This window comes from Stenotrophomonas maltophilia group sp. Smal32, from assembly GCF_030237085.1.
GTDB classification, from domain to species: Bacteria; Pseudomonadota; Gammaproteobacteria; order Xanthomonadales; family Xanthomonadaceae; genus Stenotrophomonas; species Stenotrophomonas maltophilia_Q.
Genome location: NZ_JASJSI010000020.1, coordinates 1 through 12,316, shown reverse-complemented (window position 1 = coordinate 12,316; position 12,316 = coordinate 1). Strand labels below are relative to the sequence as shown.

10 protein-coding genes are annotated in these 12,316 nt (G+C 66.6%); 4 read left to right on the top strand and 6 right to left on the bottom strand.

Features of this window, described 5'->3' with window-relative positions:
* Window positions 1–14 precede the first annotated feature (14 nt).
* The 4 genes from QRO91_RS07110 to QRO91_RS07095 all read right to left on the bottom strand — a co-directional run bounded on the left by QRO91_RS07110 (window position 15) and on the right by QRO91_RS07095 (window position 3,494).
* Window positions 15–1,385 carry a pyridoxal-phosphate dependent enzyme gene (locus tag QRO91_RS07110; RefSeq protein WP_049427966.1) on the bottom strand — a complete coding sequence of 457 codons (1,371 nt, stop codon included), beginning with the start codon at window positions 1,383–1,385 and terminating at the stop codon, window positions 15–17.
* A 301-nt stretch (window positions 1,386–1,686) separates the two neighbouring features.
* Window positions 1,687–1,923 (bottom strand): YdcH family protein, encoded by a 237-nt coding sequence (locus QRO91_RS07105; RefSeq protein ID WP_005407964.1) that lies wholly within the window; start codon window positions 1,921–1,923, stop codon window positions 1,687–1,689.
* 324 nt (window positions 1,924–2,247) lie between these two features.
* Complete coding sequence (locus QRO91_RS07100) at window positions 2,248–3,132, bottom strand: hypothetical protein (protein ID WP_005407962.1); 885 nt, start codon at window positions 3,130–3,132, stop codon at window positions 2,248–2,250.
* Window positions 3,129–3,494 carry a DUF4398 domain-containing protein gene (locus QRO91_RS07095; RefSeq protein WP_005407961.1) on the bottom strand — a complete coding sequence of 122 codons (366 nt, stop codon included), beginning with the start codon at window positions 3,492–3,494 and terminating at the stop codon, window positions 3,129–3,131. Before QRO91_RS07095 ends, QRO91_RS07100 begins: the two co-directional genes overlap by 4 nt.
* 121 nt (window positions 3,495–3,615) lie before the next feature.
* Between QRO91_RS07095 and QRO91_RS07090 the strand changes: the two genes are divergently transcribed.
* The 3 genes from QRO91_RS07090 to QRO91_RS07080 all read left to right on the top strand — a co-directional run bounded on the left by QRO91_RS07090 (window position 3,616) and on the right by QRO91_RS07080 (window position 7,612).
* Window positions 3,616–4,743 (top strand): PilT/PilU family type 4a pilus ATPase, encoded by a 1,128-nt coding sequence (locus tag QRO91_RS07090; RefSeq protein ID WP_004141526.1) that lies wholly within the window; start codon window positions 3,616–3,618, stop codon window positions 4,741–4,743.
* 108 nt (window positions 4,744–4,851) lie between these two features.
* Window positions 4,852–6,135 (top strand): putative DNA modification/repair radical SAM protein, encoded by a 1,284-nt coding sequence (locus tag QRO91_RS07085; RefSeq protein ID WP_049427967.1) that lies wholly within the window; start codon window positions 4,852–4,854, stop codon window positions 6,133–6,135.
* Complete coding sequence (locus QRO91_RS07080) at window positions 6,116–7,612, top strand: UdgX family uracil-DNA binding protein (protein ID WP_049427971.1); 1,497 nt, start codon at window positions 6,116–6,118, stop codon at window positions 7,610–7,612. Before QRO91_RS07085 ends, QRO91_RS07080 begins: the two co-directional genes overlap by 20 nt.
* Before the next feature lie 33 nt (window positions 7,613–7,645).
* Here QRO91_RS07080 and maiA read toward each other — a convergent pair whose 3' ends face one another.
* Entirely contained in the window at window positions 7,646–8,329 is a 684-nt protein-coding gene (maiA, locus tag QRO91_RS07075; RefSeq protein ID WP_197632510.1) for a maleylacetoacetate isomerase, read from the bottom strand.
* Window positions 8,330–8,343: 14 nt separating this feature from the next.
* A complete protein-coding gene (locus QRO91_RS07070; protein ID WP_049427974.1) occupies window positions 8,344–9,333 on the bottom strand; it encodes a fumarylacetoacetate hydrolase family protein in 990 nt (329 codons plus the stop codon).
* Window positions 9,334–10,224: 891 nt separating this feature from the next.
* On the opposite strand from QRO91_RS07070, the gene QRO91_RS07065 reads away from it, so the two are divergent.
* Complete coding sequence (locus tag QRO91_RS07065; protein WP_049432238.1) at window positions 10,225–11,646, top strand: DEAD/DEAH box helicase; 1,422 nt, start codon at window positions 10,225–10,227, stop codon at window positions 11,644–11,646.
* The last annotated feature ends 670 nt before the right edge of the window (window positions 11,647–12,316 follow it).

Genomic DNA, 12,316 nt, shown 5'->3' with positions numbered 1-12,316 from the left:
CTGCGATCAACGGCTTACTGCACGCGACGGCGCAGATAGTTCAGCAGGTCGATACGGGTGATCAGGCCCAGGAAGGCATTGCCGTCCATCACGATCGCCACCTGGCCGCGGTCGAACACCGGCAGCAGCGCCTCGATCGGCGACTTCACGTCCAGCCGGTCCAGCTTGCTGACCATCGCCGTGGCGACGGTGTCGCGGAAGCGTGCTTCGTCACCATAGACATGCAGCAGCACGTCGCTTTCGTCGACGATGCCGACCAGCTGGTCACCGTCCATCACCGGCAGCTGCGACACGTCGTACAGCTTCATGCGCTGGTAAGCGGTGGTCAGCAGGTCGTTCGGTCCGATCACGACAGTGTCGCGCTGGCCATACGGGCGCAGGATCAGGTCGCGCAGGTCGCCGTGCTGCGGGCGCTCCAGGAAGCCGTTGTCCAGCATCCAGTAGTCGTTGTACATCTTCGACAGGTACTTGTTGCCGGTATCGCACACCAGCACCAGCACCTTCTTCGGCGCGGTCTGCTCCTTGCAGTACTTCAGCGCAGCGGCCAGCAGGGTGCCAGTGGACGAGCCACCGAGGATACCTTCCTTGCCCAGCAGTTCGCGCGCGGTGTGGAAGCTCTCGGCGTCGCTGATGGCATAGGCCTTCTTGACGCGGCTGAAGTCGGAGATCGACGGCAGGAAGTCCTCGCCGATGCCTTCCACCAGCCAGCTGCCCGACTTGTCGTTCAGATTGCCGTCGTTGATGTACTCGGCCAGGATCGAACCGACCGGATCGGCCAGCACCAGCTCGGTCTTCGGCGACAGCTTGGCGAACGCGCGCGACAGGCCGGTCATGGTGCCGGAGCTGCCGCAGCCGAACACGATGGCGTCGAGATCGCCGCCCATCTGCTCCAGGATCTCCGGGCCGGTACCGAATTCATGCGCGGCCGGGTTGTCCGGGTTGCCGAACTGGTTGATGAAGTAGGCACCCGGGGTCTGCTCGGCGATGGTCTTGGCCAGATCCTGGTAGTACTCCGGATGGCCCTTGGCCACGTCCGAGCGGGTCAGGCGGACTTCGGCGCCCATCGCCTTCAGGTTGAAGATCTTCTCGCGGCTCATCTTGTCGGGAACGACCAGGATCAGCTTGTAGCCCTTCTGCTGCGCGACCAGAGCCAGACCCAGGCCGGTGTTGCCGGCGGTACCTTCCACCAGGGTCGCACCCGGCTTCAGGTCGCCACGCTGCTCCGCCGCCTCGATCATTGAAAGGCCGATGCGATCCTTGATCGATCCGCCCGGGTTGGCGCTTTCGAGCTTCAGGTAGAGCTCGCAGACGCCGCTGTCCAGGCGCTGGGCCTTGACGATCGGGGTCTGGCCGATGAGTTCGAGGACGGAAGAATGAATGGGCATTCGGAGGACTTTCGGTTCGCGCCGCGGAGGGCCGGACCGGTGATTATCCGTCGGATGGCGATGAATGTCAGGTCGGCGCGGAGACGGGCCACAAGCCCGCAAAAAGAGATGCGGACGGCCCCGGATCGACGAGGAGACCGGTACCGCCCGCATCGGTGAGTGGTGCCTGCAGGCCAAGGCACCACTGCCTGTGGTGCCTTGGCGCGGCCGCCTCATCGGCGGTACCGCGATGCCGGGGCAGGAGCGCCCGGCGGGGGCCATCGATGGCCGGGTCACGCCGTTCCGGGCGTGACGGGGTGCGTCAAAGCGTGGGGGACGTCGTTGGGAGCGGTGTTTCGTACATTCGCAGAAGTCGTTGCTTGGCCAGCAGCTTCTCGCGCTTCATGCGACCCAGGGTGACATCATCGATCGGGAGTACGCCCAACTCCGCGTCCATGCACTTCTTGTTCAACTTGCGGTGCTGGTCATGGAGTGCCCTGAACTCCGGATCACGCGCGCGACGTGCGTCGATCTCGCTCTGGGGCTGATCTTCAAACATGATGGACCTCCTTCGACAGATACACGAACGCCCCGGCCACAAGGCACGGGGCGTTGTTCATGGAGGAGCGCCGGTCGATGGCCACCTGGACGCCTGCAACGACCTGCGGCACTGGCCTGCGCACGTCGATCTGCTGCGGTTCGCGCCCTGCTTGCATCGGCCCGGCCCTCCCATCGTCCGGTCCGCGGCATTGCGTCCCGGACGATTGACCCTACGCCTGCTCAAGGCGGGGTACAAGACCCCTGCGTCAAAAAGACCGAACCCCGCCGGGGCGGGGTTCAGGCTGAATGCTCATCACAACGAAAAACAAACGATATCAAGCAATTACGGGGCGATGATGACCTCGGCCGAACGTGCCTGGGTGGAGGCCGCCTTCTTTCCGGCGAGCTGGATCCGGTTGCTCGCGACCCCCGCAGCAACCAGCGCGTCACGCAGGGCCTCGGCACGCTTCTGGCCCACGCCATTGGCACTGTCGTACGCCTCGATGCGCAGGCGGCCCTTCTTGCCGATGTTCAGGTATTCGGCCAACGCCTTGGCCTGGTTGCGGGCGCCGCCGGACAGGCTGGAGGCGCCGGCGGCAAACGCATCGCCACGGAAGGTGAAGACCTCGCCGCGGCCATCGAACTTCGAGCCCGGCAGCTTCTGACCGGACACCAGCTCGGCTTCCTCGCGGGCCAGCTTGGCGGCGTTCTGCTGGGCAGCGCTGAGGCGCTGCTGCTGCTTGCCAGCCACGCTGGTCAGGGCGTTCTCGGCGTCCTGGCGGGCCAGGGTTTCGGCCTCGGCGGCCTGGCGCAGGCGTTCAGCCTCCTCGGCCTGCATCTGTGCCTGCATGCGCAGCTGTTCGGCCTCCTGGCGGGCGCGCGCGGCGTCGCGGCGGCTGGCCTCGATCAGCAGGTCGCTGCGGGTCCGCTCCAGGCGGTCGACCTCGCGGGCGGCCAGCGCGGTACGCACGGCCGTCTCGGCGATCTCCACCCGGCGCTCGGCCAGGTAGGTGGCCAGTTCCTGGTCGCGGCGCTTGGCCTTGTCCAGGGTGGCGATGGCCTGCTGGGCCTGCATGCGCTCGAAGGCGCCCAGCTCAGCGGTATCCGGGTTGGCCTGGATGGCCATCAGGCGCTGGCTCAGCTGCGCCACCATCGGGTTGTCAGCGGCCACGGCCAGCGTAGGCAGCGCCAGCAGCGCGGCCAGGGTTGCGGCAGTCATCGGCTTCACCGGCGATCCTCCCCGGTCGACAGCTGGCGTTGCAGCTGGTTGACCTCGTTGCGGCGCAGCTGCAGCTGGGCGGTCACGGTGGCTTCCTCGCTGCGCACGCGGGCCAGGTCGGCATCGGCGGCGGCACGCAGGGCCATTGCCGGGGCGTTCTTGCGCTCGCGGCGGTCGCCGGCGGCGCGCTGGGCCTGCTCCAGCCCCTGCCGGGCCAGCCCGATCAGGTCCGGGGCGTACTGGTCGGCATCGGCCTGGGTGGCCTTGTCGACCGCCTGCCGGGCCTGGGCCAGTTCCATCGCGCCATCCTGCGCCCAGGCGGGGGCAGACAGTGCGAATGCAAACGCCATCACATACAGGCTGTGGCGCATTCGTGCGAAGCTAAGTCGTTTCATTGGGGAGGCCGTACCGGTTGTCGGTTCACGGCCATTGTCGTCAAGCCGACACCGTGCTGGCAACGGGCGTCGGCCGTTTCGTTGGGGAAAATTCGCAATGGATATCGGCTACTTCCTGAAGCTGATGACCGAAAAGAACGCTTCGGACATGTTTCTGACCACCGGGGCACCGGTCTACATCAAGATCGAGGGGAAGCTCTATCCGCTGGGCAACACCGGCCTGCCGCCGGGCATGGTCAAGAAGATCGCCTACTCGCTGATGGACGAAGGCCAGGTACCGCAGTTCGAGCGCGAGCTGGAACTCAACATGGCCATCGCCCTGCCCGATGCCGGTCGTTTCCGCGTCAATGTGTTCAAGCAGCGCGGTGAAGTCGGCATGGTCATCCGCGCCATCCGCAGCCGGATTCCGAGCATCGAAGAGCTGAACCTGCCGCAGGTGCTGAAGGACGTCATCATGACCCCGCGTGGGCTGGTGCTGGTGGTGGGGTCCACCGGCTCGGGCAAGTCCACCTCGCTGGCATCGATGATCGACCACCGCAACAGCACCACCACCGGTCACATCCTCACCATCGAGGACCCGATCGAGTACCTGCACAAGCACAAGATGTCGATCGTCAACCAGCGCGAGGTCGGGCTGGACACCCATGCCTTCCACAACGCGCTGAAGAACGCGATGCGTGAAGCACCGGACGTGATCCTGATCGGCGAGATCCTGGACGCGGAAACGATGGAGGCGGCGATCGCCTTCGCCGAGACCGGCCACCTGTGCCTGGCCACCCTGCACTCCAACAACGCCGACCAGACCATCGAGCGCATCCTCAACTTCTTCCCGGAAAGCGCGCACAAGAACGTGCTGATGAACCTGGCGCTGAACCTGCGTGCGGTGATCAGCCAGCGCCTGGTGAAGAACAAGGAAGGTCGTCGCCTGCCGGCCACCGAAGTGCTGCTCAACACGCCGATGATCCGCGACCTGCTGCGTCGTGGCCAGGTGCACGAGATCAAGGCGGCGATGGAAGCATCGCTGGAAGAAGGCATGGAGAGTTTCGACCAGTGCCTGTTCAGGCTGGCCAAGGCCGGCACCATCGAGCAGGAGGAAGCGCTGCGCGCCGCCGACTCGCGCGATGGCCTGGCGCTGAAGTTCCGCCTGTCCGAAGGCAGCAGCGGCGAGCACGACCCCTACGCGGATTTCTCGGCCGGCGCACCCAGCATCACCCACGGGTTCTGATCCGCGCAGCTCTTTCGACACCGGTAGCGCCGGGCCATGCCCGGCGCAAGCCTGAAGGATTCAGGGCCGATCTCATCCATTGAGACCGCTCATCCGTAGGTTTCCGCAATGGAAACCATCCGCAAGCTTGCGATCCTGGCTGACGCCGCCAAGTACGATGCCTCCTGCGCCTCCAGCGGCTCGGGCAAGCGCGACTCACGCGCCAGCGGCGGCATCGGCAGCACCGAAGGCATGGGCATCTGCCACAGCTACACGCCGGATGGCCGCTGCGTATCGCTGCTGAAGATCCTGCTGACCAACTTCTGCGTCTACGACTGCGCCTATTGCGTCAATCGCGTGTCCAGCAATGTGGCCCGCGCGCGTTTCAGCGTGGACGAGGTGGTCGCGCTGACCCTGGATTTCTACAAACGCAACTACATCGAAGGCCTGTTCCTCTCCAGCGGCATCATCCGCAATGCGGACTACACGATGGAGCAGATGGTGGAGGTCGCCCGGCGCCTGCGCGAGGAACACCGCTTTGCCGGCTACATCCACCTCAAGACCATTCCCGAAGCGTCGCCGGAACTGCTGGCCAGCGCCGGGCGCTACGCCGACCGGCTGTCGATCAACGTGGAGCTGCCCACCGAAGCCGGGCTGAGCGCGCTGGCACCGGAGAAAACCGTACAGTCGATCCGCGGTGCGATGGGCGAGCTGCGCTGGCGCATCGAGGAAGCCAAGGAGGCACGCAAGGCCCCCGCCGCGGTGGCGCCGACTGCAAGCCGCGTCGCACGCCCGCGCCCTCCCCGTTTCGCCCCGGCCGGGCAGAGCACGCAGATGATCGTCGGCGCGGACGGGGCGAACGACCAGCAGATCCTGGCAAGCGCCGAGAGTCTGTACGGCAACTACCGCATGCGCCGGGTCTACTACTCCGCGTTCAGCCCGATTCCGGACGCCAGCCGGCAGCTGCCACTGCAGCCGCCACCGCTGCAGCGCGAACATCGCCTTTACCAGGCTGACTGGCTGCTGCGCTTCTACGGCTACGGCGTGGATGAGATTACCGACACCACCCAGGACGGCATGCTCGACCTGGATATCGACCCCAAGATGGCCTGGGCGATCCGCCACCCAGAACGCTTCCCCGTGGATCTCAACCGCGCGCCGAAGGAAATGCTGCTGCGCGTACCCGGGCTGGGCGTGCGCAATGCAGAGCGCGTGCTGATGGCGCGCCGGCACGGGCGCCTGCGCGTGGCGGACATCGCCCGCCTGAAGGCGCCGATGAGCAAACTGCTACCATTCGTGCTGCTGGCCGACCACCACCCGCGCAGGGCGCTGGACGATCCGGCTGCGCTGCGCGCCCAATTGGCCCCACCGCCCCGTCAGGGATCGCTGTTCGATGCCCTACCGTCAGCCTGACACGCAGCGCTGGTCGCTGCGGGTGGACCCGCCGTGGTCGCTGGAGGCCTGGCGCAACGGCGCGCGCGATGCCCTGTTGCGCGGCATCGCACCGGAACAGCTGGACTGGCTGGAGGGCAGCGACGCATCACTGCTGGATGCGCCGGCGGTCAGCTCCGCGCCCGTGCTGGCCGATGCCGGCGTGCCGAACGTACCGCGCGACTTCCTTGAACTGGCGGCCACCTGCCTGTGCCACCGCGATATGCAGCGCATGGCCCTGTTGTACCGGCTGCTGTGGCGCATCACCCATGGCGAGCGCTCGGTGCTGTCCAATCCCGCCGATGCCGACGTGCTGCGCGCAACCGCGCTCGCCCAGGCCGTTCGCCGCGATACCCACAAGATGAAGGCGTTCGTGCGCTTCCGCGAAGTCCCCGGCCAGCCCGAGGCGTTCATCGCGTGGTTCGAACCACAGCATCACATCGTCGATCGGGTGGCGCCGTTCTTCGCGCGCCGCTTCACCGGCATGCGCTGGGCTATCCTGACACCGTCACGCAGCGTGGCATGGGATGGGCAGGCACTGGCGTTCGGCCCCGGCGCACGACGCGAGGACGCCCCGGCCGAGGATGCGCGCGAGGCCCTGTGGCAGACCTATTACGCCAGCATCTTCAATCCCGCGCGGCTCAACACCCGGATGATGATGCAGGAGATGCCGGTCAAGTACTGGCGCCACCTGCCCGAGGCGCAGCTGCTGCCGCGCCTGGTGCGCGATGCGGGCGATCGCGTGCAGGAAATGCATGACCGGCCAGCGCAGGCACCGCAGCGCAGGATTCCCATGCGTGGGGATGCTGCGTCGGCGCCCCCCGATACCGGCAGCCTTCAGACGCTGCGACAGCAGGCCAGCGCCTGCCGCCAGTGCCCGCTGTGGGAGACCGCCACGCAGGCGGTGTTCGGCCAAGGGCCGGCCAATGCGCGGGTGATGGTGATCGGCGAGCAGCCGGGTGATACCGAGGATCTGCGCGGCCAGCCGTTCGCCGGCCCGGCTGGCCAGCTGCTGGACCGTGCCCTGGCTGAGCTGGGAATCGATCGCGCCGCGCTGTACCTGACCAATGCGGTAAAGCACTTCCACCATGAGCGCCGCGGCAGGATCCGGCTGCACAAGCGTCCGGAAAGCCGCCACATCCAGGCCTGCCGGCCGTGGCTGATGGGCGAGATCGCGCGGGTGCGGCCGCAGATCATCGTCTGCCTGGGCGCAACCGCGGCAGCCTCGGTCTTTGGCCGGGATTTCAATCTGTCGCACGACCGTGGACGCTGGCATACGCTGCAGGACGGCACCCGCGGCTATGCCACCGTTCATCCGGCGTGGGTGCTCCGGCAGGGCGATGATGCCCGCCGCGAGGCCGGCTATCGGCTGTTCCGGGAGGACCTTCGGCAGATGCTGCGAGGGGATGGGGAATCCGCCGGGCATGGCCCGGCGCTTCCACGGGCCGGGGACCGGTAGCGCCTGGCCGCGCCCGGCGAGCGAAGCGGCCCGTCAGGCGGCGTCGAGCTGGTTCTCCGGGCGCGCGCGCTCGAAGGCCTCCAGTGCCTGGCAGGCGGCCTCGATGCGGCGCAGGGTCGGGTACGGCGCCAGGTCGAGGCCGAAGCGGTGGGCGTTGTAGAGCTGCGGCAGCAGGCAAAGATCGGCCAGGCCGGGGCGGTCGCCGTGGCAGAAGGTGCCGGTGTCGCGGCTGTTGGCCAGCATCGCTTCCATCGCGGCAAAGCCTTCGGCGATCCAGTGCAGGGTCCATTGCGTGCGGGCGTCGGCCGGCAGTTGCAGGTCGCGTTCCAGGTACTGCATCACCCGCAGGTTGTTGATCGGATGGATATCGCAGGCCACCAGCTGGGCCAGCGCCCGCACCCGCGCGCGGCCGGCGGCGTCGGCCGGCAGCAGCGGCACCTGCGGGAAGCGCTCTTCCAGGTACTCGACGATCGCCAGTGACTGGGTCAGCGTGTGCCCATCGTGCAGCAGGGTCGGCACCAGCTGCTGCGGATTGAGCGCGCGATAGGCGTCAAGGTGCTGCTCGCCACCGTCGCGGACCAGGTGCACCGGCCGGGCCTCCCAGGCCAGGCCCTTCAGCTCCAGGCCGATGCGCACGCGGTAGGCGGCGCTGGATCGCCAGTAGGTGTACAGCACGATGCCGTCGTCGACCGGGCCGTCGTCAACCAGGATGTCCATCGCCGCCTCCATGCTCAGGGCTTGGCCGCCTGTTCGATGCGCTGTTCGATCGCACCGAAGATGCTGTTGCCGGCGGCGTCGAGCATCTCGATGCGGACCACATCGCCGAACGACATGAACGGCGTGCTCGGCTTGCCATCGCGCAGGGTTTCCACCACGCGCTGCTCGGCGAAGCACGACGCACCCTTGCTGGTGTCTTCGTTGGCGATGGTGCCGGAGCCGACGATGGTGCCAGCACCCAGCGGGCGGGTCTTGGCCGCATGCGCGACCAGCTGGGCGAAGTTGAACTGCATGTCCACGCCCGCTTCCGGCGCACCGAACCACTGGCCGTTGATGTGGGTCAGCAGCGGCAGGTGCACCTTGCTGTCCTGCCAGGCATCACCCAGCTCGTCGGGGGTGACGAACACCGGTGACAACGCCGAGCGCGGCTTGGACTGCAGGAAACCGAAACCCTTGGCCAGCTCACCCGGGATCAGGTTGCGGAGCGAAACATCATTGACCAGGCCGACCAGCTGGATGTGGCCTGCGGCCTGCTCCGGGGTGGCGGCCATCGGCACGTCGTCGGTGATCACCACGATCTCCGCTTCCAGGTCGATGCCATAGTCCTCGCTGACCACCTTGACCGCATCACGCGGGCCGTAGAAACCTGCGCTGGTGGCCTGGTACATCAGCGGGTCGGTGTAGAAGCTCTCCGGCACCTCGGCACCACGCGCACGGCGCACGCGCTCGACGTGCGGCAGGTAGGCGCTGCCGTCGACGAATTCATAGGCGCGCGGCATCGGCGCGGCAAGTGCCTGCACATCCAGATCGAACACGCCGTCGGCGTCGCCGGCATTGAGCGATTCGGACAGCGCGTTCAGGCGCGGCGCGATGTGGCTCCAGTCCTCCAGGGCCTGCTGCAGGGTGGCGGCAATGCCGGTGGCGCGCACGCCGTGGCGCAGGTCACGCGAGACGACGATCAGGGTGCCGTCGCGGCCGCCTTCCTTCAAAGAACCAAGCTTCATGGTGGGTGTCCGGAGTCGTGGGCAAACAAGTTTCAAGTGTAATCAAATATGCGCTGGCGCCAAGCTGCAGCGCGGCATCGGGCCACACTACCGTAGTGGGGGGTTCGGCAGGGTTGCACCCTGCACCTGCTTCAAGCCAAGGCAACGGCCGAAGCAACAGCAACAACGGGCATTCCGTGGGATGGCGGGACACTGTGGGTTTGCGGGGACGCCGTAAACCCGTCCCTGGGGGCTTGGTCGCGGCATCCATGCCGCTCACACCCCGCAAACCCACAGTGCCCCGCCTTCGACAGTAGGCCGGTGGCCAGTAGATCCACGCCATGCGTGGATGAATCTCCATTGAAATCGAATATTTCGATAATTGAACGAAGAGCATCCACGCACGGCGTGGATCTACCGCAGATCGCGGGAAACTGTCGAAGGCGGGATGGGTCCGGTGGCGGGAGTGTCCGCGGCATGGATGCCGCGGCCAAGCCCCCATGGACGGGTTTACGGCGTCTCCCGCCACCGGACCCACCCCGCCATCCCTCAGGAAACCCGCTTTTGACGTTGACGTTGACGTTGCTTCGGCCTCTGCGGGTGCAGGGCGCAGCCCTGCATAGAGCCCCCTACCTGAACGGGGCTTTTTGCGTAAGGTCTCAGCCATCGGTTAGACTAGGCGGGTCTGCAGCGGCCGTCCGTTTCCCTTCGGGATCGCCGGCGTCCGGGGTCCGCCCCGTCGCCCGCCCCCACTCCGACACCGTTCGTCACGCATTCCAGCCTGCGCTCCGCGCCGGCTGCACCCAACTTCTCGCAGCGCGGTTCACGGGAACGCTCCGAGTCAGCCGATCAGTTTGATCTGCCCCCGTCTGTCCGTTCGGACAGGCGTTTCTTGTACTTGGAGCAACCTCAATGTCTTTTGAATCGCTGGGCCTGGCGCCCTTCCTGCTGCGTGCGCTTGCCGAGCAGGGCTACGAAAACCCGACCCCGATCCAGCAGCAGGCGATCCCGCTGGCGCTGGCCGGTCGCGACCTGCTGGCCGGTGCACAGACCGGTACCGGCAAGACCGCCGCCTTCGGCCTGCCATTGCTGCAGCACCTGGGCACCGCCTCGCAGGAAGTGCGCAGCGGCCCGCGCAAGCCGCGCGCGCTGATCCTGGCCCCGACCCGCGAACTGGCCACCCAGGTGCACGACAGCCTGCGTGGCTACAGCAAGTACCTGCGCATCCCCAGCGCCTGCATCTACGGCGGCGTCGGCATGGGCAACCAGCTGGACATCCTGCGCCGTGGCGTGGACCTGCTGGTGGCCTGCCCGGGCCGCCTGATCGACCACCTGGAGCGTCGCAGCATCGACCTGTCCGGCATTGAACTGCTGGTGCTGGACGAAGCCGACCGCATGCTCGACATGGGCTTCCTGCCGTCGATCAAGCGCATCCTGGCCAAGCTGCCGAAGCAGAACCGCCAGACCCTGCTGTTCTCGGCCACCTTCGAGGACAACATCCGCCAGCTGGCGCTGGAGTTCATGCGCAACCCGGAACAGATCCAGGTGACGCCGAAGAACACCGTGGCCGAAACCATCACCCATCGCGTGCACCCGGTCGATGCCGGCCGCAAGCGTGACCTGCTGCTGCACCTGCTGGCGCAGGACAGCCGCGAGCAGACGCTGGTATTCGCCCGCACCAAGCACGGCAGCGACAAGCTGGCGACGTTCCTGGAAAAGTCGGGCATCAAGACCGCGGCGATCCATGGCAACAAGAGCCAGGGCCAGCGCCTGCGTGCGCTGGGCGACTTCAAGGCCGGCCGCGTGACCGTGCTGGTGGCCACCGATATCGCCGCGCGTGGCATCGACATCAACGAGCTGCCGAAGGTGATCAACTTCGACCTGCCGATGGTGGCCGAGGACTACGTGCACCGCATCGGTCGTACCGGCCGCAATGGCGCGACAGGCCAGGCGATTTCGCTGGTGGCGCAGGATGAAGTGAAGCTGCTGCGCGCGATCGTGCGCCTGCTGGGCCGCGACATGGACATCCGTGATGTGCCGGGCTTCGAGTTGCAGGTGCCGATCCGCTGGGGCAACAGTGCACCGGGCAAGGCCGAGCACGATACCGGCGAGCGCGCACCGCGCAAGAGCCACGCGCGTCGTCCGCACGGTGATGCACCGCGCCATGCGCATGCGGGCCCGAAAAAGGCCGGTGGCGGCCGTCGCGAGGGCGGTGGCAACGGCCAGCAGCGTGCAGGCGCCGGTGCCGGCCAGGGCCAGCGTCGTGGTGGCGGCGGCAATGGTGGCGGCCGTGGCCGCGGCCAGGGTGGCAACGGCGGCGGTCGCGCCGGCTGATCCCAGCTGACATGGTTGGTGCTTCCCGCTGCGCGGGGGGCTTATCGAGGGACGGCGCTGACGCGCCGTCCTTTTTTTTGTTGCGGGCTACCGGGTGATAAAGCACGCGGTGGCAGTACCGAGGGCGAATGGGCATGGGGGCAGCGCAGAACACGCTGTAAATACGTCCATGTAAGCTCGATGGCGCCATCCATGGCGCCAACGGTTCTGCGCTGCCCCCATGCCCATCCGCTTCAAGCATTGCCTGCGCCTTCTTCTCCCGCCGGGTAGCCGGGAGAAGAAAGATCAAATTCAAATTCAAAGTCAGAAGCCGAAGCCGCAATTCCTGGCTTTGCCTTTGCTTTTGCTTTTGCCCTTGCTCCCGCCTTGGGGTCTGATGCGTCCGCGCCCGCAGGAAACTGTCATGGGAGGCAGGGGGCCTCAGCCAGGACCGTTGGCGCCAACGTTTGCGGCATACACCCCCCCAGGATCGGGTTACCGCGTGTCCAGGGTGATGGCCCCATCCTCCCCACCACAACAACAAAAACGCGCCAAAACCCTCAAACCCCCGCTTTAAACGGCTTAAACATATTACCCAAAAATATCGGGTTGATAATCACCCGCTACGTGCCGTGCGAGTACTTTCGGTTCGGCGGATCAAACGCAAAAAACAACAACTTGCCTTGCCCCA